At 58.4% G+C, this 23,158-nt stretch carries 22 protein-coding genes; 19 read left to right on the top strand and 3 right to left on the bottom strand.

Features of this window, described 5'->3' with window-relative positions; translation table 11 throughout:
- The first annotated feature begins 35 nt into the window (after nucleotides 1-35).
- The 8 genes from AERO9A_RS11610 to AERO9A_RS11575 all read left to right on the top strand — a co-directional run bounded on the left by AERO9A_RS11610 (nucleotide 36) and on the right by AERO9A_RS11575 (nucleotide 8,003).
- Entirely contained in the window at nucleotides 36-656 is a 621-nt protein-coding gene (locus AERO9A_RS11610) for a phosphoribosylanthranilate isomerase (protein WP_159972106.1), read from the top strand.
- 131 nt (nucleotides 657-787) lie between these two features.
- Nucleotides 788-1,672 (top strand): acetyl-CoA carboxylase, carboxyltransferase subunit beta, encoded by an 885-nt coding sequence (gene accD, locus AERO9A_RS11605; RefSeq protein WP_159972105.1) that lies wholly within the window; start codon nucleotides 788-790, stop codon nucleotides 1,670-1,672.
- Nucleotides 1,669-2,946 carry a bifunctional tetrahydrofolate synthase/dihydrofolate synthase gene (folC, locus tag AERO9A_RS11600; protein WP_159972104.1) on the top strand — a complete coding sequence of 426 codons (1,278 nt, stop codon included), beginning with the start codon at nucleotides 1,669-1,671 and terminating at the stop codon, nucleotides 2,944-2,946. Before accD ends, folC begins: the two co-directional genes overlap by 4 nt.
- Before the next feature lie 84 nt (nucleotides 2,947-3,030).
- On the top strand, nucleotides 3,031-3,648 hold the full coding sequence (locus tag AERO9A_RS11595) for an SPOR domain-containing protein (protein ID WP_159972103.1): 618 nt from the start codon (nucleotides 3,031-3,033) through the stop codon (nucleotides 3,646-3,648).
- Between the two features lie 151 nt (nucleotides 3,649-3,799).
- The gene (locus tag AERO9A_RS11590; protein WP_159972102.1) at nucleotides 3,800-4,321 is read left to right on the top strand and encodes a CvpA family protein; all 522 of its coding nucleotides are present in this window, start codon (nucleotides 3,800-3,802) and stop codon (nucleotides 4,319-4,321) included.
- Nucleotides 4,322-4,396: 75 nt separating this feature from the next.
- Nucleotides 4,397-5,905 carry an amidophosphoribosyltransferase gene (gene purF / locus AERO9A_RS11585; protein ID WP_159972101.1) on the top strand — a complete coding sequence of 503 codons (1,509 nt, stop codon included), beginning with the start codon at nucleotides 4,397-4,399 and terminating at the stop codon, nucleotides 5,903-5,905.
- A 110-nt stretch (nucleotides 5,906-6,015) separates the two neighbouring features.
- Nucleotides 6,016-7,227 (top strand): O-succinylhomoserine sulfhydrylase, encoded by a 1,212-nt coding sequence (locus tag AERO9A_RS11580; RefSeq protein ID WP_159972100.1) that lies wholly within the window; start codon nucleotides 6,016-6,018, stop codon nucleotides 7,225-7,227.
- Nucleotides 7,227-8,003 carry an SDR family oxidoreductase gene (locus AERO9A_RS11575; protein WP_159972099.1) on the top strand — a complete coding sequence of 259 codons (777 nt, stop codon included), beginning with the start codon at nucleotides 7,227-7,229 and terminating at the stop codon, nucleotides 8,001-8,003. The genes AERO9A_RS11580 and AERO9A_RS11575 overlap by 1 nt, the downstream gene beginning before the upstream one ends.
- 174 nt (nucleotides 8,004-8,177) lie before the next feature.
- On the opposite strand, the gene AERO9A_RS11570 is transcribed toward AERO9A_RS11575, so the two are convergent.
- Nucleotides 8,178-8,669 carry an Lrp/AsnC family transcriptional regulator gene (locus AERO9A_RS11570; RefSeq protein ID WP_159972098.1) on the bottom strand — a complete coding sequence of 164 codons (492 nt, stop codon included), beginning with the start codon at nucleotides 8,667-8,669 and terminating at the stop codon, nucleotides 8,178-8,180.
- A gap of 139 nt (nucleotides 8,670-8,808) precedes the next feature.
- On the opposite strand from AERO9A_RS11570, the gene kynB reads away from it, so the two are divergent.
- The 5 genes from kynB (at nucleotide 8,809) to AERO9A_RS11545 (ending at nucleotide 14,558) form a co-directional block, all read left to right on the top strand.
- On the top strand, nucleotides 8,809-9,450 hold the full coding sequence (gene kynB, locus AERO9A_RS11565) for an arylformamidase (RefSeq protein WP_159972097.1): 642 nt from the start codon (nucleotides 8,809-8,811) through the stop codon (nucleotides 9,448-9,450).
- A 4-nt stretch (nucleotides 9,451-9,454) separates the two neighbouring features.
- Nucleotides 9,455-10,705 (top strand): kynureninase, encoded by a 1,251-nt coding sequence (gene kynU, locus AERO9A_RS11560; RefSeq protein ID WP_159972096.1) that lies wholly within the window; start codon nucleotides 9,455-9,457, stop codon nucleotides 10,703-10,705.
- A gap of 10 nt (nucleotides 10,706-10,715) precedes the next feature.
- Nucleotides 10,716-11,570 (top strand): tryptophan 2,3-dioxygenase, encoded by an 855-nt coding sequence (kynA, locus tag AERO9A_RS11555; RefSeq protein WP_159972095.1) that lies wholly within the window; start codon nucleotides 10,716-10,718, stop codon nucleotides 11,568-11,570.
- 255 nt (nucleotides 11,571-11,825) lie between these two features.
- Complete coding sequence (locus AERO9A_RS11550; RefSeq protein ID WP_159972094.1) at nucleotides 11,826-13,244, top strand: amino acid permease; 1,419 nt, start codon at nucleotides 11,826-11,828, stop codon at nucleotides 13,242-13,244.
- 42 nt (nucleotides 13,245-13,286) lie between these two features.
- The gene (locus tag AERO9A_RS11545; RefSeq protein ID WP_159972093.1) at nucleotides 13,287-14,558 is read left to right on the top strand and encodes an OprD family porin; all 1,272 of its coding nucleotides are present in this window, start codon (nucleotides 13,287-13,289) and stop codon (nucleotides 14,556-14,558) included.
- Nucleotides 14,559-14,685: 127 nt separating this feature from the next.
- Here the strand turns inward: AERO9A_RS11545 and AERO9A_RS11540 are convergent, their stop codons facing one another.
- Nucleotides 14,686-16,350, bottom strand: coding sequence for an electron transfer flavoprotein-ubiquinone oxidoreductase (locus AERO9A_RS11540; RefSeq protein WP_159972092.1), 1,665 nt, complete (start codon nucleotides 16,348-16,350; stop codon nucleotides 14,686-14,688).
- A gap of 322 nt (nucleotides 16,351-16,672) precedes the next feature.
- On the opposite strand from AERO9A_RS11540, the gene AERO9A_RS11535 reads away from it, so the two are divergent.
- Nucleotides 16,673-17,422 carry an electron transfer flavoprotein subunit beta/FixA family protein gene (locus AERO9A_RS11535; protein WP_159972091.1) on the top strand — a complete coding sequence of 250 codons (750 nt, stop codon included), beginning with the start codon at nucleotides 16,673-16,675 and terminating at the stop codon, nucleotides 17,420-17,422.
- Complete coding sequence (locus AERO9A_RS11530) at nucleotides 17,423-18,349, top strand: electron transfer flavoprotein subunit alpha/FixB family protein (RefSeq protein ID WP_159972090.1); 927 nt, start codon at nucleotides 17,423-17,425, stop codon at nucleotides 18,347-18,349.
- Nucleotides 18,350-18,438: 89 nt separating this feature from the next.
- Here the strand turns inward: AERO9A_RS11530 and AERO9A_RS11525 are convergent, their stop codons facing one another.
- Entirely contained in the window at nucleotides 18,439-19,365 is a 927-nt protein-coding gene (locus tag AERO9A_RS11525) for an alpha/beta fold hydrolase (protein WP_159972089.1), read from the bottom strand.
- 116 nt (nucleotides 19,366-19,481) lie between these two features.
- Here AERO9A_RS11525 and AERO9A_RS11520 point away from each other — a divergent pair, with 116 nt between their 5' ends.
- The 4 genes from AERO9A_RS11520 to AERO9A_RS11505 all read left to right on the top strand — a co-directional run bounded on the left by AERO9A_RS11520 (nucleotide 19,482) and on the right by AERO9A_RS11505 (nucleotide 23,081).
- Nucleotides 19,482-20,315: an ABC transporter substrate-binding protein gene (locus AERO9A_RS11520; RefSeq protein WP_159972088.1), complete on the top strand. Its 834-nt coding sequence runs from the start codon at nucleotides 19,482-19,484 to the stop codon at nucleotides 20,313-20,315.
- Between the two features lie 39 nt (nucleotides 20,316-20,354).
- Nucleotides 20,355-20,678, top strand: coding sequence for a DUF4398 domain-containing protein (locus AERO9A_RS11515; RefSeq protein WP_178111133.1), 324 nt, complete (start codon nucleotides 20,355-20,357; stop codon nucleotides 20,676-20,678).
- Complete coding sequence (locus AERO9A_RS11510) at nucleotides 20,678-21,487, top strand: OmpA family protein (protein WP_159972086.1); 810 nt, start codon at nucleotides 20,678-20,680, stop codon at nucleotides 21,485-21,487. The genes AERO9A_RS11515 and AERO9A_RS11510 overlap by 1 nt, the downstream gene beginning before the upstream one ends.
- Before the next feature lie 160 nt (nucleotides 21,488-21,647).
- Nucleotides 21,648-23,081, top strand: a complete 1,434-nt coding sequence (locus AERO9A_RS11505; RefSeq protein WP_159972085.1) for a PLP-dependent aminotransferase family protein — start codon at nucleotides 21,648-21,650, stop codon at nucleotides 23,079-23,081.
- The last annotated feature ends 77 nt before the right edge of the window (nucleotides 23,082-23,158 follow it).

The raw sequence follows: 23,158 nt of genomic DNA, 5'->3' as shown, positions 1-23,158 counted from the left end.
GCTACCATCCGGCGCTCAATACGAGGGCAGTTAACGTGACTAGGGTGCGTAGCAAGATTTGTGGCATTACGCGCGTCGAGGATGCGCTGGCGGCAGTAGAGGCTGGGGCCGATGCTATCGGTCTGGTGTTCTATGCCAAAAGCCCCAGAGCGGTGAGTATCGAGCAGGCGAGAGCCATTGTTGCCGCATTACCGCCGTTCGTGACTTGTGTTGGTTTGTTCGTCGATATGCCACGTGAAGCCTTGCAGGCCCTGCTGCGCGAAGTGCCGTTGGATTTACTGCAGTTTCATGGTGATGAGTCGCCGACGGATTGTGAGGGTTTTTCGCGGCCTTACATCAAGGCGCTACGTGTGCGTGCCGATCAGGACGTTGCGGCGCTGATGGCGCCCTATACCGGTGCGTGCGGGATATTGCTCGATACCTTTGTCGAGGGTGTACCGGGCGGTACTGGCGCAGCGTTCGATTGGTCGCTGGTGCCGAGCGAGGCCGGTAAGCCTGTCATCCTCGCAGGTGGGCTGACGCCAGATAACGTCGCGCAAGCCATTGCCCAGGTTCGCCCTTATGCGGTCGATGTCAGTGGTGGGGTCGAAGCAGCGAAAGGCATAAAGGATGCAAGCCGAATTCAGGCCTTCCTCAACGCGGTGCGCGCGGCCTGATGTGACGGCTGCGTGTTTGCTGCCGTCCACTAGGACGTCATGCCGCTGATGAGGGCGGCCAAAACGAATTGCTGGAGGCGGGGATCTCTGTGGTCATCCGCTCCGACCATCGGTTATGGAGAGATAACAGCATGAGCAACTGGTTGGTAGACAAACTCATTCCCTCGATCATGCGTTCCGAGGCGAAGAAGAGCTCGGTACCTGAAGGGCTCTGGCACAAATGCCCGTCCTGTGAAGCTGTGCTCTATCGCCCCGAGCTGGAAAAGACCCTGGATGTTTGTCCCAAGTGCAACCACCACATGCGTATCGATGCGCGTCGTCGTCTCGATCTGTTCCTCGATGCCGAAGGACGCGAGGAGCTGGGCGCCGATCTGGAGCCGGTCGACCGTCTCAAATTCCGTGACACCAAGAAGTACAAGGATCGCATTGTCGCTGCGCAGAAGCAGACCGGTGAGAAAGATGCACTAATCGCCATGAGCGGCGCCCTCGAAGGCATGCCGGTCGCGGTCTGCGCGTTCGAATTCTCCTTCATGGGCGGCTCCATGGGTGCCATCGTTGGTGAGCGCTTCGTGCGTGCCGCCAATGCCGCGCTGGAGCAGCGTTGCCCGTTGGTGTGCTTCTCTGCCTCGGGTGGCGCGCGCATGCAGGAAGCGCTGATCTCCTTGATGCAGATGGCCAAGACTTCCGCGGCTCTGGCGCGCTTGCGCGAAGAGGGGCTGCCGTTCATTTCCGTGCTGACCGACCCGGTCTACGGTGGTGTATCCGCCAGCCTGGCGATGCTGGGTGATGTGATCGTGGCCGAGCCCAAGGCGCTGATCGGTTTCGCCGGGCCGCGTGTGATCGAGCAGACCGTGCGCGAGAAACTGCCGGAAGGCTTCCAGCGCAGTGAGTTCCTGCTGGAGCACGGCGCTATCGATATGATCATTCCGCGTGATGAGCTGCGCCCACGTTTGGCTCGCCTGCTGGCGCAGTTGATGAATCGTCCGTCCCCGGTCGCTCTGCCGGCGACTGCATGACCCCGCGCAGCCTGGGCGAGTGGCTCGCCTATCTTGAGCAACTGCATCCGACAGCCATCGAGATGGGCTTGGATCGTTCGCGCGAGGTGGCACGCCGACTCGGCCTGGGCAAGCCCGCGCCGCAGGTAATTACCGTTACCGGTACCAATGGCAAGGGTTCTACCTGCGCCTTTATCGCCAGCCTGCTGCGTGAGCAGGGGCTGAGCGTGGGGGTGTACAGTTCTCCGCATTTGCTGCGCTACAACGAGCGCGTCATCGTCAACGGTCGTGAGGCCAGTGATGATGCCTTGTGCCAGGCCTTCGCCGCCGTTGAGGCGGCGCGCGGAGAGATTTCCCTGACCTACTTCGAAGTGGGGACTCTGGCTGCCTTCTGGCTTTTCGAGCAGGCGGCGCTAGATGCTGTAGTGCTGGAAGTTGGTCTAGGTGGGCGCCTGGATGCAGTGAATCTGGTTGACGCCGATCTGGCGCTGATTACCAGCATCGGCCTGGATCATGCGGACTGGTTGGGTGATACCCGAGAGTCGGTGGCCTTCGAGAAGGCGGGAATCATGCGGGCGGGCAAGCCTGCGCTGTGTGGTGACGTCGATCCGCCGCAGCCGTTGATTGATGCGGTGGTGCGCCTGGATACGCCATTCTTCTTGCGTGGGCGCGACTACAACCTGCTTGTGGGTGAGGCTGGCTGGCAATGGCTCGGGCTTGACGCGCAGGGGCGCGTTCTGCGTCTGAATGATCTGCCTTTGCTCGATTTGCCGATGGAGAATGCAGCGCTTGCATTGCAAGCCTACGCCCTGCTGGACATGCCCTGGAGTGTTGAGCATATCGAGCGGGCGTTGTTGGCTACGCGGGTGACTGGGCGCCTTGATCGCCGCGCCATTACTTGGCACGGCAAGGCTCTGACAGTGTTGCTGGATGTTGGGCATAACCCTCATGCGGCTGACTATCTCGCTCAGCGGCTGGATGCTCGCCCGATTGCTGGTGAGCGTCTTGCTGTCTTCGGGCTTCTGTCTGACAAGGACCTGGAGGGCGTGCTGGCGCCGTTGCAGGGGGCGCTGTCTGCTTGGGCTGTAGCGCCTCTGGCCACGCCGCGCACGCGCTCGGCAGCAGAGTTGGCGACGCATTTGTCTGCGCGCGCGGCGTTGGTCAGCCAGCACGAGAGTGTGCGTGAGGCGTTGATCGCGCAGTGTCAGCGGGCGGCTGACGGCGATGAAATTCTGGTGTTCGGTTCGTTCTTCTGTGTCGCTGAGGCACTCGAGTGGATGGCTGAGTTGCGCTGATCGAGGGTGTTGATGGGTCTGGCGTGATGTGTTGCTTGAATGGCAGTATCGCAGCCTCAGATTTGTTCAACGGTGGAGTAGGTGATGGCTTTGTTGGAGAAGAGGCTCAAACAGCGCATGGTCGGCGCCCTGGTGCTGGTGGCGCTAGCAGTGATCTTCCTGCCAATGTTGCTGTCGCGCCAAGACGAAATGCGCCATGTTGTGGTTGATGCGCCGGAGATGCCGCAGGCGCCGACCGTTCCTGAGATGGTCGTAGAGCCTGCCGAGGTTGTAGAGCCGGAGGCATTGCCGCAAGAGCCTGTCCCATTGGCGTCAGATGAGCCGCAGCGTGTCGAGGTGCCTTCTCAGTCTGCGGATGAGCCCAAACCTGCTGTCGCTGTTCAGCCGCCTAAAGCTGAGCCAGTGACGCCTCCTTCGGCGGTTACTCCCAGCAAGCCCGATACTCGTTTGGACCCCAACACCTTGCCGATCAGTTGGTCTGTGCAACTGGCCAGCCTGTCCAGTCGTCCAGGCGCTGAGAATTTACAGAAAACCCTGCGCAGTCAGGGCTATAACGCTTACATCCGTACTTTCGATGGTATGAATCGTGTTTTTGTCGGCCCATTGATCGAACGAACGGAGGCTGAGCGTTTGCGTGATCAGCTTAATCGCCAGCATAAGCTCAATGGCTTTGTCGTGCGCTTTCAGCCAGAGGCGGGTTAGTCCATAGGCATTGGCTGCGGGGCTCCTGTTTGTGCTGCTCTCGGCAGTGCTCAGGTATCGAAACGATTGCCTGGCAGATGGCTCTGGCCCGGTTACCCCGCACGCTGTGCTCTGTTAGAATGCACGGCCTTTCCCGCTGGCAGAGCGCATCGTGGCATTTACCTGGGTTGATTGGGCGATCATCGCCGTCATCGCCATCTCAAGCTTGATCAGTCTGAAGCGTGGCTTCGTCAAAGAAGCGCTGTCACTGCTTACCTGGATCATTGCGGGTGTGATTGCCTGGATGTTCGGTGGCGCTCTGTCGCAGCATCTCGTCGAATTTATCGAAACCCCATCGGCCCGCGTGATCGCGGCCTGCGCGATTCTCTTTATTGCCACGCTGCTGGTCGGTGCGTTGGTCAATTTCCTAATCGGCGAGTTGATTCGAGTCACCGGCCTTTCGGGTACGGATCGTTTTCTTGGCATGGTCTTTGGCGCCGCGCGCGGTGGTCTGTTGGTTGTGTTGCTGGTGGGGCTGATTAGTCTGGCGCCGGTGCAGCAGGATATCTGGTGGCAGCAGTCGAAGCTGGTGCCGCATTTTCTGATGGTTGCCGACTGGTCGAAGAATCTGATTCTGGGCTGGTCGAGCCAATGGTTGAACAGTGAAGTGGCTCACCCAGCCACTTTGCTTTGAATAGAGTGGCCGGTGCGGCTAACTGCTGCGCCGGTCGCTGAATTAGCCTGAACTACATAGCAGGGGTCGTGGCACATGTGTGGCATCGTCGGTATCGTCGGCAAGTCGAACGTCAATCAGGCGCTGTATGACGCGCTAACCGTCCTTCAGCATCGCGGCCAGGACGCTGCCGGCATCGTGACCAGCCATGATGGCCGGTTGTTTCTGCGCAAGGACAACGGCCTGGTGCGCGACGTGTTCCAGCAGCGCCACATGCAGCGACTGGTTGGCCATATGGGCATCGGTCACGTGCGTTACCCGACCGCTGGCAGCTCCAGCTCGGCTGAGGCGCAGCCGTTCTACGTCAACTCGCCATATGGCATCACCCTGGCGCATAACGGCAACCTGACCAACGTAGAGCAGTTGGCCAAGGAGATCTACGAGTCCGACCTGCGCCACGTCAACACCAACTCCGATTCCGAAGTGCTGCTCAACGTCTTTGCCCATGAGCTGGCTGTGCGCGGCAAGTTGCAACCGACTGAGGAAGATGTGTTCGCGGCGGTGTCTCATGTGCACAGTCGCTGTGTCGGCGGTTACGCAGTGGTGGCGATGGTCACTGGTTACGGCATCGTCGGCTTCCGTGATCCTAACGGCATTCGCCCGATTGTTTTCGGCCAGCGTCATACCGATGAGGGCGTGGAGTACATGATCGCCTCGGAAAGTGTGGCGCTGGATGTGCTCGGCTTCACCCTGATTCGCGACCTGGCGCCGGGCGAGGCGGTGTACATCACCGAAGACGGCCAACTGTTTACTCGTCAGTGCGCGCCGAACCCGCAATATGCCCCGTGCATCTTCGAGCACGTCTACCTGGCACGCCCGGATTCGATCATGGATGGCATCTCGGTGTACAAGGCGCGTCTGCGCATGGGAGAGCGTCTGGCTGACAAGATTCTTCGCGAGCGCCCGGAGCACGATATCGACGTGGTCATCCCGATTCCCGATACCAGCCGCACTGCCGCGCTGGAACTGGCCAATCACCTGGGTGTGAAATTCCGCGAAGGTTTCGTCAAGAACCGTTACATCGGCCGTACCTTCATCATGCCGGGCCAGGCAGCGCGCAAAAAATCCGTGCGGCAGAAGCTCAACGCCATCGAGCTGGAGTTCCGTGGCAAGAACGTGATGCTGGTGGATGACTCCATCGTACGCGGCACCACTTGTAAGCAGATCATCCAGATGGCCCGTGAGGCCGGGGCGAAGAACGTCTACTTCTGCTCGGCGGCGCCGGCGGTGCGCTACCCGAACGTCTACGGTATCGACATGCCCAGCGCTCACGAGCTGATCGCCCATGGCCGTACCACCGAGGAAGTCTGCGAGCTGATCGGTGCCGATTGGCTGGTGTATCAGGATCTGTCGGATCTGATCGAGGCGGTCAGCGGCAGCAAGAAGATCAAGATCGACAACTTTGACTGCGCGGTATTCGATGGTAACTACGTCACCGGCGATGTCGACGAGGCTTATCTGAACCGGATCGAGCAGGCGCGTAACGACGCCAGCAAGGTCAAGTCGCAGGCGGTGAGTGCGATCATCGACCTGTACAACAACTGACGCGTCGCGGCAGGCTCGCCTGCCCGTCGCCTGTAGCCCGGATGCAATCCGGGGGAATGTCACGCTGAATTTCCCGGATTGCATCCGGGCTACTTTTTGTGAGGTGGACAATGACACTGGAATGGGATGCAGGGCGGCTCGATAGCGATCTCAAGGGCGTGGGATTCGATACGCTGGCAGTGCGCGCCGGCCAGCGCCGCTCGCCGGAGGGCGAGCACGGCGAGGCGCTGTTTCTGACCTCCAGTTACGTGTTCCGTACGGCGGCGGATGCTGCCGCGCGTTTTGCCGGTGAGGTGCCGGGTAACGTCTATTCGCGTTACACCAACCCGACCGTGCGTACTTTCGAAGAGCGTATCGCGGCGTTGGAAGGCGCTGAGCAGGCGGTAGCCACTGCATCGGGGATGTCGGCGATTCTCGCTATCGTCATGAGTCTGTGCAGTGGTGGCGATCATGTGCTGGTGTCGCGCAGCGTGTTCGGCTCCACCATCAGCCTGTTCGAGAAGTACCTCAAGCGCTTCGGGGTCGAGGTCGATTATGTGCCGCTGGCCGATCTGAACGCCTGGAAAGAGGCGTTCAAGCCCAATACCAAGTTGCTGTTCGTCGAGTCGCCGTCCAACCCCTTGGCCGAGCTGGTGGATATCTCCGCGCTGGCCGATATCGCTCATGCTCGCGGCGCGCTGCTGGCTGTCGACAACTGCTTCTGCACGCCGGCACTGCAACAACCGCTGAAGCTCGGTGCGGATATCGTCATGCATTCGGCGACCAAGTATATCGATGGCCAGGGGCGTGGCATGGGCGGCGTGGTCGCTGGGCGCAGCGAGCAGATGAAGGAAGTGGTCGGTTTCCTGCGCACCGCTGGCCCGACTCTCAGCCCTTTCAACGCCTGGCTATTTCTCAAGGGTCTGGAAACCCTGCGCATCCGCATGCAAGCGCAGAGCGAAAGCGCGCTGCAACTGGCGCTCTGGCTGGAGCAGCAACCGCAAGTCGAGCGCGTGTACTACGCCGGCTTGCCGAGCCATCCGCAGCACGAGCTGGCGAAGAAACAGCAGAGCGCTTTCGGTGCCGTGGTTAGCTTCGAGGCCAAGGGTGGCCGTGACGCAGCCTGGAAGGTGATTGATGCCACTCGCGTCATCTCCATCACCACCAACCTGGGCGACACCAAGACCACCATCGCGCATCCGGCGACCACTTCCCATGGCCGCTTGACCCCGCAGGAACGTGCCAATGCCGGCATTCGTGACAACTTGATCCGCGTCGCGGTGGGGTTGGAGGTCCTGGCTGATCTCAAGGCCGATCTGGCGCGCGGCCTGGCTGCACTCTGATGCTGGAGTGGGGCGAACACGGTGCGTCCAATAATGGGCGCGTGGCTCTGGTCACTGGCGCAGCGCGCGGCATTGGTTTGGGGATCGCTGCCTGGCTGATCACCGAAGGCTGGCAAGTGGTGCTGGCTGATGTCGAGCGCGAGCGTGGCTCGAAGGTGGCGCGCGCCCTGGGCAGCAATGCCTGGTTTGTGGCCATGGATGTGTCCAATGAGGATCAAGTCAGTGTCGGTGTTGCCGAAGTGCTTGGTCAGTTCGGCCGCCTTGATGCCTTGGTGTGCAATGCAGCTATCGCCGATCCGCATACGTCGCCGCTGGAGTTGCTTGATCTCAAACACTGGGATCGGGTGCTGGGCGTGAACCTGACCGGGGCCATGTTGTTGGCTAAGCATTGTGTCCCTTATTTACGCAGCCATCAGGGTGCGATCGTCAATATCGCCTCGACACGCGCGCACCAGTCCGAGGTTAATACCGAGGCCTATGCCGCGAGCAAGGGTGGCCTGCTGGCTCTGACTCACGCGCTGGCGGTTAGCCTGGGGCCTGAGGTGCGAGTCAATTGCGTCAGTCCGGGTTGGATTGATACGCGCGACCCTTCCCAGCAGCGGCGGGAGCCTCTCTCGGAACTCGATCATGCGCAGCATCCGGTTGGTCGTGTCGGCACGGTCGAAGATGTCGCGGCTCAGGTTGCCTGGCTACTATCCGACGCCGCTGGTTTCGTCACTGGGCAGGAGTTCGTCATCGATGGCGGCATGAGCCGCAAGATGATTTATCAGGACTGAACCCTGAGATTAGCGGCCGCTGAGAAGTTCTCGGCGCTGTTGAACATGCGCTGTCAGCGGGCCCTGTTGAGACGTGCCTTTGGTAGGGCGTCTGCGTAAGCGGCGCTAGCGCGTAGATGCATGCTGATCACTGTGGGTGAGTGACTTGGCGCTTCGCCCGCAGTGTCCCTTCTTTTAGTCTGGATCTCTAGCTGAGGTGGGGCGCACCAAATCCAGCAGGTTATCTCGGGATTTCAGACTCTGCAGAATGATGTCGGATCTAATGTCTGTCACGCCTGGGGTGGCATGTAGGTGGTTAACGATAAAGTCGGTGTAATGCGCCAGATTTCGGGTGCGTACGCGCAGTAGATAATTGCTGGCACCAGTGACGATAAAGGCTTCGGCTACTTCGGGCCATTGCTGCAGCGCCTCGATGAAGCGCTCATGCCAGCCATCGACATCCTGGCGGACGTTGATGTTGACCATCGCCTGAACCTCAATGCCCAGCTTGGTTGCGTCCAGACGCACGCCGTAGCCGGCGATGATGCCTTCGCTTTCTAGATTGCGCATTCGTCGCAGGCAGGCAGACGGCGATAGCGAGACCTTTTCCGCCAGATCCTGATTGCTCATTCTGCCGTCCTGATTGAGGCTGGCGAGAATTCGTAGGTCAATGCTATCGAGTTTCATCGTATGAATTTTCCTTCGATTTTTTATTTATCATTCGAATTATCTGTGAATAAATCGTGAATAGGCGATGCACTTGGCAAGATAATTCTGCCGTCTAATGGATAAGATTCTACTCAAGTTGTATCGGAGTAGAACGGCAATGCAACCTCAGCAAGCGTGGTGGGACATCAGCCCACCGTTGAATACGCAAACCCCAACATGGCCTGGTGATACGCCGTTTCACGAGGAACGTGTCTGGACCTTTGGCCCTCAGTGCCCGGTCAATGTTGGGCGTATCACCCTTTCCCCTCACACCGGCGCGCATGCCGATGCGCCTTTGCACTACAGCTCCGATGGCTTGCCTATTGGTGAGGTCGCACTTGATCTGTACATGGGGCCGTGCCGGGTCATTCATTGCCTGCACAGCACTGCACTGGTTCAGCCCGGCGATGTCGAGCACCTGTTGAGTGATGTGCCCGAGCGTGTGCTGCTGCGCACCTACCAGCAGGCACCGCTGGATCATTGGGACAGTAACTTCACTGCTGTGGCCCCGGCGACTATCGAGCTGCTAGCCGCTCATGGCGTGCGGTTGATCGGCATAGACACGCCTTCGCTTGATCCCGAGCAATCCAAGACCCTCGACGCGCATCGCTGTGTGGCGCGTATGAACATGGCGATTCTGGAGGGCATCGTGCTCGATGCCGTGCCCGAAGGTGACTACGAGCTCATTGCCTTGCCGCTACGTTTTTCCCATCTGGACGCCAGCCCCGTGCGTGCAGTGCTGAGACCTCTAAAAGGATGAGTAAATGTCCCTCGAACAAGAACTGAGAGAGTTGGATCAAGCTGATCCGCTAGCCCCGCTACGTGAGGAGTTTGCCTTGCCGGAAGGTGTGGTGTACCTCGACGGCAATTCCTTGGGTGCGCGCCCGCGTGCGGCGTTGGTCAGGGCTACGCAGATGATCGAGCAGGAGTGGGGCGAAGGTCTGATTCGTAGCTGGAACACCGCCCAGTGGAGCACGCTGTCGACTCGTCTGGGCGATAAGCTGGCCAGCCTGATTGGTGCGGGCCGTGGTGAGGTTGCCATTACTGATACCACGACGGTCAATCTGTTCAAGATCCTCGCGGCTGGCTTGCGCATTCAGGCACAGCGAGCGCCTGAGCGTAAGGTCATCCTTTCCGAACTGCACAATTTTCCGGCTGACCTCTATGTCATAGAGGGCCTGGCTGACCTGTTGCAGCAGGGCTATGAGCTGCAGTTGATCGAAAAGCCGGAAGACTTGGCAGCCCAGTTGAACGATCGGGTGGCATTGGTGTTGCTCACCCACGTCAACTACAAAAGCGGCCACATGTATGACATGCGTGCCATCACTGAGCTGATTCATCACCACGGTGCCTTGGCGCTATGGGATCTGGCGCACTCGGCAGGTGCGGTGCCGGTCGATCTAACCGCAGCGAAGGCCGATTACGCCATTGGCTGCACGTACAAATACCTGAACGGTGGCCCTGGTTCTCCGGCGTTCGTTTGGGTCTCACCCGCGCTGTGCGACCAGGTTTGGCAGCCATTGTCGGGATGGTGGGGGCATGCACGGCAGTTTGCGATGGAAGCACATTACGCGCCTGCCTCGGGCATCCACCGCTATCTGTGCGGTACCCAGCCTCTGGTGTCGCTGGGCATGGTCGAGTGTGGTTTGGATATCTTCGGCAAAACCGACATGCAGTCCCTACGTCGTAAATCCTTGGCTCTGACCGATCTCTTCATCCGTTTGGTGGAGGAGCGTTGCCAAGATCACCCGCTGACCTTGGTTACCCCGCGTGAACACGCCGAGCGTGGCAGTCATGTGAGCTTTGAACACCCTGAAGGTTATGCCGTGGTTCAGGCGTTGATCGACAAGGGGGTCATCGGCGACTACCGCGAGCCACGCATCATGCGATTTGGTTTCACCCCTCTGTACACCTCTTATCAGGATGTTGGCGCAGCGGTGCAGGCACTGGTCGAGGTGCTCGACAACGAGACGTGGCGCGAGCCGCGTTATCAGACCCGTCATTCGGTTACCTGAGGATCATATGATGAGCCAATGTCCCTATTCCCAAAGCCATGCCGCGCAGCAATGGCATGACGCCAAGCTGGATTTCAGCGATGACATGACCTACGGCGACTACCTGGATCTCAAGCGTATCCTCAGCGCCCAGCACCCGTTGTCCAGCGATCACAACGAGCTGTTGTTCATCATCCAGCATCAGACGTCCGAGCTGTGGATGAAGTTGATGCTGCACGAGCTGCGTGCCGCCCGTGAACAGATAAAGCAGGGCGATCTGCCGCCTGCTTTCAAGATGCTGGCGCGGGTGTCGCGGATCTTCGATCAGTTGGTGCATGCCTGGACGGTACTGGCAACCATGACGCCCAGCGAGTACGTGGCTTTTCGCCCATCGCTGGGGCAGTCGTCCGGGTTTCAGTCGTTTCAGTACCGTGAGATTGAGTTTTTACTGGGTAACAAGAGTGTGCCGCTGCTACAGCCTCATGCTCATCGCCCGCAGCTATTGGCCGAACTGGAGAAAACCCTGGCTGAGCCCTCGCTTTACGACGAGGCCATCGGCCTGTTGGCCAAGGCCGGTTTGCCGATTGACCCGCAGCGTCTCGAACGGGTGAGCACGACCCGTACCCTGCATGACGCGTCGGTAGAGGCGGCATGGAAGGTGGTCTATCAGCATCCGCATCAGTATTGGGATCTGTACCAACTGGCCGAGAAGTTCATTGATCTCGAAGATTCGTTCCGCCAGTGGCGTTTCCGCCATGTGACTACGGTGGAACGCATCATCGGTTTCAAGAAGGGGTCGGGTGGTACTGATGGGGTCGGCTATCTGCGCAAGATGCTCGATACCGAACTGTTCCCTGAATTGTGGAGCCTGCGCTCGACGCTGTAATTCAGGCGCGCCGTATGCGTGTGCGGCGCGCGACATTGTCATTGTTTGATGAACCGCCATTGCAACCAACTTAATAACAATAAATGTGCGCCATGAACCCTCTTCCTGACGCCATATAGCGACTCATTCATTAGCTGCCATTACAAAACCAACAAGCGAACAGTTTATGACTGCGCTCCCATGAAAGGCCCTGCCTGTACTGGCTGATGTATGCAGCCAGCGTAGTGCTGTGCCCCGTCAAGGATGCAATTATCCATGAGTACAGATGATCAACGCGTTGGGCTACATCGTGGTCTTAGCAATCGGCATATCCAATTGATTGCCCTGGGCGGCGCTATTGGTACCGGCTTGTTTTTGGGTTCTGCTGGTGTGTTGAAAAGTGCAGGGCCGGCGATGATTCTCGGTTATGCGATTGCCGGATTCATTGCTTTGTTAATTATGCGGCAATTGGGTGAGATGGTTGTGCAAGAGCCAGTGGCTGGCTCTTTCGGCTATTTCGCGAGTAACTACTGGGGGCGTTTTGCTGGCTTTCTCTCGGGCTGGAACTACTGGATCATGTATGCACTGGTGTGCATGGCCGAGTTAACCGCAGTCGGCAAGTATGTACAGTTTTGGTGGCCGGAAATCCCCATCTGGTTCAGTGCTGCAGTGTTCTTTCTGATGGTCAATGTCATCAATCTGATCAACGTCAAAGCCTTCGGTGAGAGTGAGTTCTGGTTGGCCATCATCAAGGTCGGCGCGATCATTGCCATGATTCTTCTGGCCAGTTATTTGTTGGTCAGTGGCGCTGGAGGGCCGCAGGCCAGTGTCAGCAATCTGTGGGCGCATGGCGGTTTCTTCCCGAATGGCATCGACGGCATGCTGATGGCGATGGTGTTCATCCTGTTCGCTTTTGGCGGCATGGAGATGATTGGCCTTACTGCGGCAGAGTCGGATAATCCACGCCGCGTCATTCCCAAGGCCATCAATCAGGTTGTGTGGCGTATCCTGCTTTTCTATCTCGGTTCGCTGACGTTGCTGCTGTCGCTTTACCCCTGGAATGACCTGCTGGTTAGTCTGGGCGATGCTCAGGATGTATATAGCGCCAGCCCGTTTGTGAAAATCTTTTCATTGATCGGCAATGACGTAGCGGCCCATGTCTTGAATTTCGTTATTCTTACCGCAGCGCTGTCGGTCTATAACAGTGGCGCTTACTGCATGAGCCGTATGTTGTTCGGTTTGGCTGAGCAGGGAAACGCTCCCAAGGTGTTTCTCAAGGTCAACCGGCGCGGTGTGCCTGTGTCGGCGGTTTTGGCTTCCGCTGCGGTTACGGCGTTGTGTCTGATCATTAACTACTTGCTGCCAGGTAATGCCTTCGAGCTGATGATGACGCTGGCGGTGTCTGCGCTGCTGATCAACTGGGTGATGATTACGCTGACCCATTGGCGCTTTCGTCGAGCCAAGCTGGCCATCGGTGAAACGCTGTACTTCAAGGCGCTTTGGTATCCCCTTGGTAACGTCCTATGCCTGGCATTCATGGCCGCGATCGTGGTCGTCATGCTGATGATTCCGGGTATCCGTGTTTCGGTATTCATGATCCCGGTCTGGATTGTCTTGCTGTGGTGTGCCTACAGGCTGAGGAAGCCTACTGGCGCTCGATTCGAAACATCCTTTGCTACCTCTCAGGAGTCTTGATCATTACGCCGCTGTCGTGATGATCCACACGGAGCTTTAGTTATGTCTATTCGTATTGCTGTTGCTGTTGCAGCTTTGGGTGTAGCGCCTGCATTCGCTGATGATCAGGGGGCGGCGTCTGGTTTCATCGAGGGCAGCCATTTTGATCTGTTGTTGCGTAATGCCTACATGAACCGAGATTACAAACATGGTCGGCAAGACAAGGCGGAGTGGGGGCAGGGGGTAATCGGTAACTTCGAGTCCGGTTTCACTCAAGGAAGCGTTGGAGTTGGTGTCGATGCTTTCGCCATGTATGCGCTGCGCCTTGACGGCGGTAAGGGGCGTACGGGGGCGCCGGGTATTGAGTTCTTCAAGCAAGGCGATTCCGGGGAGGCTGCTAAGGAGCTGGCTCGTACTGGAGGCGCACTCAAGCTGCGAGTATCCAATACGGTCCTTAAATATGGTGATTTGCGACCGACGTTGCCGGTGCTCAATCATGATGATTCACGGCTATTGCCTGAAAGTTTTACCGGGGCGATGCTGGTATCGAACGAAATAGAGGGGCTGGAAGTTACTGCAGGGCAGTTTCATGCAGAGGTACGCAAGGGCGCCGAGGGGCGTGATAGCGGTGATCTCAAGGGGATCCGTGTATGGGGCGCTCGCTACCAGTTCAATGCGCAGCTAACGGCCTCGTTTTATGCCTCTGATGTTGAGGATCGTATTGCCAAGCAGTATCTGGGCGCTACTTATACGTTGCCTCTGCAGGATGACCAGTCGCTGACGCTGGATTTCAACGGTTATCGCTCCACTCTGGATCGCGAGTTCGCCGATAGCCTGGGCACGGGGCGCGACAACAAGATCTGGAGTTTGGCGGCTACTTATGCGTTCGGCCCGCATTCGCTGACGCTGGCTCATCAGCGCAGCAGTGGTGATACCGGCTATCAATATGGCTGGTATGGCAGCGGTGGCGGTGTGGGTGATGGCGGCTCGACGGTGTTTCTCGCGAACTCTTACTGGTCCGACTTCAATGCCGAAGACGAACGCTCGTGGCAGTTGGCTTACGGTCTTGATTTCGCGCAGTTCGGGGCGCCAGGGTTGAGTTGGCGTGTTGCGTACGTGCGCGGCGATAACGTACACACCAATCAGGGTGAAGGTGTCGAGCGAGAGATCTTTAACCAACTGCAGTATGTGGTACAGGAGGGCACAGCCAAGGACCTGAAGATTAGGCTGCGTAATTCATGGTTGCGCTCCTCGAATAACATGCGCGCCGCCGGTTACCCGGATGATGGTAATGAGATCCGCGTGTTCGTCGAATACCCTATCCGAGTCTTCTGACGATCAGCACGCGCGAACAGAGCGGCCTTCTGAAGCGAGTGTTCGGACGGTCTTGCGCCTGGGATGGTTGGTACAAATAAAAAAGCGCCGCATCGATATGCGGCGCTTTTGGGTTGCGGGTTGCGTGTTACATGTTGGGGTAATTCGGTCCGCCGCTACCTTCCGGCGCCACCCAGGTGATGTTCTGGGCAGGATCTTTGATGTCGCAGGTTTTACAGTGCACACAGTTCTGTGCGTTGATCTGGAACTTCTTCTCACCGTCGTCCTGCGTCACCACCTCGTACACGCCGGCCGGGCAGTAGCGCTGCGCTGGTTCGTCGTATAGCGGCAGGTTCTTTGCCAGCGGAATGCTCGGATCGGTGAGCTTGAGATGGCAGGGCTGTTCTTCTTCATGGTTGGTGTTGGAGAGGAACACCGAACTCAGTTTGTCGAAGCTCAGTTTGCCGTCCGGTTTTGGATAGTTGATCTTGGCGCACTCTGACGCTGGCTTGAGGCAGGCGTAGTCCGGCTTGTTGTCATGCAGGGTGAAGGGGGCTTTGCCACCGAAGATATTCTGATCCAGCCAGTTGATACCGCCACCGATAAGGGCGCCGTATTTGTGAATCGCTGCGCCAAAATTGCGGCTGCGGAACAGTTCGTCGTACAGCCAACTGGCCTTGAAACCCTCGACGTAGTTGGTCAGCTCATCGCCGCCTTCACGGCCTGCGGCCAGGGCTTCAGCAATAGCTTCGGCAGCCAGCATGCCGGACTTCATTGCGGTGTGGCTGCCTTTGATCTTGGCGAAATTCAGCGTGCCCAGATCGCAGCCGATCAGCGCGCCGCCCGGGAAGACCATCTTCGGCAGCGAGTTCAGGCCGCCTTTGCAGATGGCGCGAGCGCCATAAGCCACGCGCTTGCCACCTTCGAGGTACTGTTTGATCACCGGGTGATGCTTATAGCGCTGGAATTCATCAAATGGCGACAGGTGCGGGTTGGCATAGGACAAGTCGATTATCAGGCCGACCACCACCTGGTTATTTTCCAAGTGATAAAGGAAGGAGCCACCAGTGTTCTCGGTGCCGGTCACGTCCATCGGCCAGCCTGCGGTGTGTACCACCAGACCTTGTTGATGCTTGGCCGGGTCGATGTCCCAGATTTCCTTGATGCCGATGCCGTAATGCTGGGCGTCGGCTTCGCTGTCGAGGTTGTACTTCTTGATCAGTTGCTTGCCGATATGGCCACGGCAGCCCTCGGCGAACAGGGTGTACTTGGCACGCAGTTCCATGCCGGGGGTGTAATAGCCTTCCTTCGGGTTGCCTTCGCGATCGACGCCCAGATCGCCGGTGACGATGCCGCGTACCACGCCGTTCTCGTCAATCAGGGCTTCCTGCGCAGCGAAGCCTGGGTAGATTTCCACGCCCAGGTTTTCCGCCTGCTGCGCCAGCCAGCGGCACAGGTTGCCGAGGGAGATGATATAGTTGCCCTCGTTGTGCATGGTCTTGGGTACGAAGAAACCCGGAACCTTGACAGCTTTCTCGGCATCTTTGAGCAGGTAGATGTCGTCTCCCTTGACCGGAGTGTTGAGCGGGGCGCCCAGCTCTTTCCAGTCGGGAAACAGCTCGTTCAATGCGCGCGGCTCGAATACAGCGCCAGAGAGGATGTGAGCGCCGACTTCGGAACCTTTTTCGACCACGCAAACGCTGATCTCCTGACCCGCTTCAGCGGCTTTCTGTTTCAGTCGGCAGGCGGCGGACAGACCGGACGGGCCGGCGCCGACGATGACGACGTCGAACTCCATAAATTCGCGTTCCACAGGCTATCTCCTACTCAAGGCTCTTCGATATTTTATGTTGGAGGGCGCAGCTCGGCTCCCTGAGCGCTGTCGGGCATTATATCTACACCCTCCCAACGGGCCAATACAAACGTTTGTTTGAATTTTCTGTAGGCCTGCTAGAATCGGACTACAACGCGGATGACCGGCCAGTTCGCTGTATTGACCGTCTCAGGTCGCGGGGTCAAGATACGGGCGGTTTTGCGCTCGCCGTCTGGGCTGGTGGCCGGTTTCGGCCAATTTGCACTGCATGCCAGGCCTATCCAGGCGATATTCCTATTCACCGGAGAGTAACGAGGAATCCATGAAGGTTCTTGTAGCTGTCAAACGAGTGGTTGACTACAACGTCAAGGTTCGCGTCAAGGCGGACAACAGCGGCGTCGACCTCGCCAACGTCAAGATGTCCATGAACCCCTTCTGCGAAATCGCCGTGGAAGAAGCCGTACGCCTGAAGGAGAAGGGCGTGGCTAGCGAGATCGTTGTCGTCACCATTGGCCCGGCTACCGCTCAAGAGCAACTGCGCACCGCGCTGGCCCTCGGTGCTGATCGTGCCGTGCTGGTCGAGTCGGGCGATGACCTGAGTTCCCTGGCCGTGGCCAAACTGCTCAAGGCCGTAGTCGACAAGGAGCAACCGCAACTGGTTATCCTCGGTAAGCAAGCCATCGACAGCGACAACAACCAGACCGGCCAGATGCTGGCTGCGCTGACCGGTTACGCTCAGGGCACTTTCGCCTCTAAGGTGGAAGTCGCTGGCGATAAGCTCAACGTCACCCGCGAGATCGATGGCGGCCTGCAGACTGTTGCACTGAACCTGCCTGCCATCGTCACCACTGACCTGCGCCTAAACGAGCCGCGCTACGCCACGCTGCCAAACATCATGAAGGCCAAGAAAAAGCCGCTGGAGACTGTCACCCCTGACGCTCTGGGCGTTTCCACCGCATCTACCGTCAAAACTATCAAGGTCGAGGCGCCGGCTGCCCGCAGCGCCGGCATCAAGGTCAAGTCCGTGGCTGAACTGGTCGAGAAACTGAAGAACGAGGCGAAGGTAATCTAAATGGCTATCCTGGTTATCGCTGAACACAGCAACGCCGCTCTGGCGCCCGCCACCCTCAACGTCGTGACCGCTGCGCAGAAGATCGGTGGTGACATCCACGTGCTGGTCGCCGGTAGCAATGCTGCTGCCGCTGCCGAAGCTGCCGCCAAGGTCGCTGGCGTTTCCAAGGTGCTGCTGGCCGACAACGCTGCCTACGCGCATCAATTGCCGGAAAACGTCGCGCCGCTGATCGCCGAGCTGGGCAAGAACTACAGCCATGTGCTGGCTCCGGCCACCACCAACGGCAAGAACTTCCTGCCGCGCGTCGCTGCACTACTGGACGTCGATCAGATCTCCGAGATCATCGCTGTCGAAAGCGCCGATACTTTCAAGCGCCCGATCTACGCTGGTAACGCTATCGCCACCGTGCAGTCCTCTGCTGCGGTCAAGGTGATTACCGTGCGTACCACTGGCTTCGATGCTGCCGCCGAAGGTGGTTCCGCTTCCGTTGAGGCCGTGTCCGGCCCGGCCGATGCCGGCAAGTCCGCCTTCGTGGGTGAAGAGCTTGCCAAGTCCGACCGTCCAGAACTGACTGCAGCCAAGATCGTTGTTTCCGGCGGTCGTGGTATGGGCAATGGCGACAACTTCAAGCACCTGTATGCCCTGGCTGACAAGCTGGGAGCTGCCGTCGGTGCCTCCCGTGCCGCTGTCGACGCAGGTTTCGTACCGAACGACATGCAGGTCGGCCAGACCGGCAAGATCGTCGCACCGCAGTTGTACATCGCCGTCGGTATCTCCGGCGCGATCCAGCATCTGGCTGGTATGAAGGACTCCAAGGTGATCGTCGCGATCAACAAGGACGAAGAGGCACCGATCTTCCAGGTAGCCGATTACGGCCTGGTGGCTGATCTGTTCGAAGCCGTTCCTGAGCTGGAAAAACTAGTCTAAGCCGCTTTTGCTGCCGCAAGAAACCCGCTCTCATGAGCGGGTTTCTTTTTATGTGCTGCTGCATGCCTTCGAGCGCGTTCCGAGCGGCGTCAATGTGCGGTCTGGAGAAATTGCCGGTAGAGCAGGGCGCTTTGCTCTGGGCGTTCCAGCATCGGTGCGTGACCCACTCCATCGATGATGGCCACGCTCGGTTTCTGCAGCAGTGCTTGCATCACCTCGATGCTGGATACGTCCAGCACACGATCCTGTCGTCCCCAGAGCAGTAGAGTTGGGGCCGTTACCTTCGGGAGTTCCGGTTCCAGTGGAATATAGCGTTCGACCAATTGCTGGAAGACTTGGGCGTAATACGCGGCATTGTCTGTGGCGCGTTCGGCCAGGTACTGCTTGAGTGGTTGAGGCAGGTAGGGCGGTTCGACGAAAACGAAGTTGAGCAGTTGCTGGAAGTCCTCGGGCTGACGAACTACGAGCGGATTGCTCTTGCCCTCGCGCAAGCGCTGATACAGCTCGCTTTCATGCGGTGCGTCGACGCCGGCGTTGTCGAATAGCGCCAGGGTTTTCACCTGCTGCGGGTAGCGTGCGGCGTACAGCGCCGCAATATGGCCGCCCATGGAGTTGCCCAGCAGGTTCACCTGACCAAGTTTCAGCGTATCGAGAAAATCGGCCAGGCGCTCTGCTTGGGTACCGACGTCATAGCTGCCAACGGGATGATCGCTCTGGCCGAAGCCAGGGAGGTCGAGGGCAATAACGCGGTAGCGGTCGGTGAGGTGGCGTGCGAAGCGCAGCCAGTTGTCCTTGTCGGCGGCGAAGCCGTGAATCAGTACGATCACCTCGCCGTTTGCAGGTCCGCCCTGGTAATAATGAATGTTAAGATCGCGGACGCGCACTTGCTCGTGGCTAAGCCCGGCACGTTGCTGTTCGATCAGCCGCAAGCTGGTCAACTGGATGGCCGGGACGAACCAGAGAATGGCTGCGGCAGTGACGAGCAGCAATATCAAGCCAAGCAGCAGTTTTTTCATGGTGCGTCCTTATCGCTAATTATTATTGCGGTTTCGTTAAACTAGCATGAAGTCGAATGTCGTCGGCTGCGGGCTCGTCTGCCTGTTTCGATTCCTGCATTAACCGAGAGTAGCCAATGCCCAAGCGCTTTCCGTTGAAGTCCCTGCTGGTGTGGCTCAGCCTTTCCCTGGTGTCGGCCAATGCTTTCGCCATTGGTAAATGTGAGCGTCTGGTCGCCACGGGCAACCCCGAATATCCCCCTTATCTATGGCGTGATCCGCAGAATCCACAGCAGTTGATTGGTGCCAATGCGGATTTGCTCAAGCAGTTGGGCAAGGATCTCGGCGTGGTGATTGATGTCATCTACAGCGGGCCTTGGTCGCGTGCGCAGGATGATGTGCGTACGGGGCGAGTGGATCTGCTGGCCGGTGCCTTTGTGACGTTGCCGCGTCTGGAAAACATGGACTATGTGCATCCAGCTTTCTTTATCACGCCCAGCGTAGCCTGGGTGCGTAAAGGTGAGGTTTTCCCCTATACCAGTTGGGCCGATTTGCAGGGGCGTACCGGTGATACGTTGGTAGGTAATAGCTTCGGTCAGCAGTTCGATACCTTCGCCAAGCAGAATCTCACTCTGGAGGGTGTTTCCAGCCTGACCCAGGCGTTTCAGAAGTTACTTCTGGGGCGCACTGATTATGTGCTTTACGAGCGTTATCCGGGGTTGGCAGTAGCCGAGACGCTTGGCGTTGATGATGACCTCGAAGTATTGGATCCACCGATTTCCAGCGAAGGGCTTTATCTCGCGCTGTCACATAACTCTGCCTGCAACGAGCCTTGGCTGCGCGGACAGTTGGCGCGGAAAATGACAGAATTGGTCGCTTCCGGTGTGCCTGAGCAGATCCTGCAGCGCAACCTGGAGCTGTGGAAGGCACAACAGATGCAACCTGACCCCGTTGGCGATGCCAACCAGTAGGACGTTCTTGTGATTAATCGATTTCTTGCAACCCTTATCATGGTGCTGGCGTTAAGCGCCTGTGCCAGCGATCCGGCTCCCACTGAGCAAATGCGCCTTACCGAGCAGGCCATGACCCAGGTACGCGCCCTTGGTGTAGGTGAAGACCAAGCTGAGTTGATGGGCTTGGCCGAAGACAAATACAGCCGGGCGCAAGCGGCGGCTGCCGATGAAGATAACAAAGAGGCTCGCCTGCTGGCTGAGCAGGCCGAGCTGGATGCTCGCTTGGCCGAGGCTGAGCACCTCAATGTGAAGAGTCATGAGCAGCTTACCGAGCTGAATCGGCGTATCGCGCGGCTGCGCCAGCAACTGGGGGCGATGTGATGGTGCATACGCCGAAGTGGATCGCTGCGTTGCTGGTTTCAGGCTTGTTAGGTGGATGTGCGTTGTCGCCTAGCAGCGATGATGCGTTGGAGTCGGCACGTGCCAGCTTCCAGTCCGTCAAGGAAGATCCAAATGTATTGCGTGCTGCTCCCAAGGATGTGATTCGTGCAGGTGAGTCGCTGGCCAGAGCCGAACGCTTATCCAGCTATTGGGGCAGCGCTGAGGATGTGCGCCACTATGCCTACCTCAGCGAGCGCTATGCCGCCATCGCGCGTCAGCACAGCGAAACCAGCCTCAATCAGGAGCGAACCACCCGCCTCGAACTGGAGTTGCAGCGCCTGCAACTGAGCTTGCGCGAGGCCAAGCTGCTCAGTGTGCAGCAGCACAATGGTTGGCTGGAAGAGCAGGTGGTCAGCCTGGCGGCCAGTGAAACCGATCGTGGCCTGGTCATGACCCTGGGCGATATGTTGTTCGATGCCGGTCGGGCTGAATTGCAGCCGACTGCCAACCGTACCTTGCTCAAGCTCGTGCAGTTTTTGCAGATCAATCCGCAGCGCCGCGTGCGAATCGAGGGTTATACCGATAACACGGGCAGTGCCGAGGAGAACCTGGAGCTTTCACGAGCACGGGCGCAGACCGTAGCTGACCTGCTGGTCGACCTCGGGATCGATACCAAGCGCATCCAGGTGGTGGGCTATGGCGATGACTTTCCTGTGGCGGAGAACGCATCGGCTCGTGGGCGAGCGCAAAATCGGCGGGTAGAGATCGTCTTCTCCGATGAACGTGGACAGCTTGGCAGCGAACGCTAATTAAGGCTCGGTATGCAAGTAAAAACGCCGCGCCCTGTAAGGGGCGCGGCGTTTTTATTGGTGGGCTCGGAGTGTATGAGCAAAACAGAGTCGAACTGTGCCAGTACAATTTACTGTGTATCGGCTACTGTTATGGTTCAGTGCTCTGGAGAACCTCGTTATGACCAATCTGTTGCTCTATCAACGTATCGCTCAGCAGTTGGCCGAGGATATTCGCCGTGGCGTCTATCAGCCAGGCGAGCGTGTGCCTTCGGTGCGCAAGATGAGTGCCCAGCTCAATGTCAGTCATGCAACAGTGCTACAGGCCTATGCCAACCTCGAAGACCAGGGCCTGATCCGGGCGCGCCCGCAGTCTGGCTTCTACGTGCATCAGACACCTGCACTGACCGCGCCGACGCCGGATATCGCTCGGGTCGAGCGTCCAGGGTTGGTAACCCGTGCCAGCATCATCAATCAGGTACTCACTGAGTCGCGTCGTGAGGGGGTTGTCCCGCTCGGGGCGGCGGTGCCACATGTCGACTATCTGCCAGTACGTGCGTTGCACCAGCAATTGGCCAAGGTTACTCGTTTCCATAGCCCGCGCGCCTTTAGTTACATGTTCAGCCCCGGTTTCGAGCCGTTGCGGCGCCAGGTGGCGATTCGTATGCGTGATGCTGGTGTTGTGGTCGACCCATCCGAAGTGGTGATTACCCACGGCTGTGTCGATGCTTTGCAGATGAGCCTGCGCGTATTGACTCAGCCAGGCGACCTGATCGCGGTGGAGTCGCCAAGCTATTACGGTCTGTTGCAATTGGCCGATCTGCTGGGGCTCAAGGTCATCGAAATTCCCTGTGACCCTAGCACCGGCATCAGCCTGGAGGCCTTGCAACTGGCTGCCAACCAGTGGCCCATCAAGGCGCTGGTGCTGACCGCGCGATTGTCCAACCCGCTGGGAGGCACCATCCCGGAGGAGCGGCAGCGGCAATTGCTGCGCCTGGTTGACGATTACGACATTCAGGTCATAGAAGACGATATTTATGGCGAGTTGATGTTCGAGCAGTCACCGACCAAGGCGCTCAAGTCGCATGACCGGGAAAGCCGGGTGATCTATTGCTCGAGCTTCTCCAAGACACTGTCTCCCGGCGTTCGTATTGGCTGGATTGTGGCGGGTAAGTATCAGGATGAAATCCAGCGTCTGCAGACGTTCACCACGCACTCGGCATGCAGCGTCACACAAATGGCGGTAGCGGCCTACCTGGAGAACGGCGGTTATGATCGCCACTTGCGTTATATCCGCCAGGAGTACCGCAAGAATCTCAGCGCTTTCCAACTGGCTGTGCAGCAGTATTTTCCGGCTGGTACACAGATGACACGGCCCAAAGGCGGTTTCATTCTGTGGGTCAGCTTGCCTGCGCGGGTCAATACCAAGGACTTGCACGTGCGTGCTTTGCAGCAGGGAATTTCTATCGCGCCGGGGCTGATTTTCAGTAACACCGAGCAGTTCAATCACTGCGTGCGACTTAACTGCGGCATCCCGTGGAATCGTGAGGTAGAGCGGGCGTTGATGACCCTTGGCATGCTCGCCACGCAGTTGTGCCAGGACGTCGCGGGTTAAGTACGAGCGAAAAACGCCAGGCATTAACCCGGTTTTTTGCTGTGTTGCGTCTACCTGAGCGAAGGTTTTGTGCCATT

Source organism: Pseudomonas sp. 8Z, from assembly GCF_902506535.1.
Classification (GTDB): domain Bacteria; phylum Pseudomonadota; class Gammaproteobacteria; order Pseudomonadales; family Pseudomonadaceae; genus Aquipseudomonas.
Note: the sequence above shows the minus strand (reverse complement) of the source record. Positions and strands in the feature narration are given on the sequence as shown.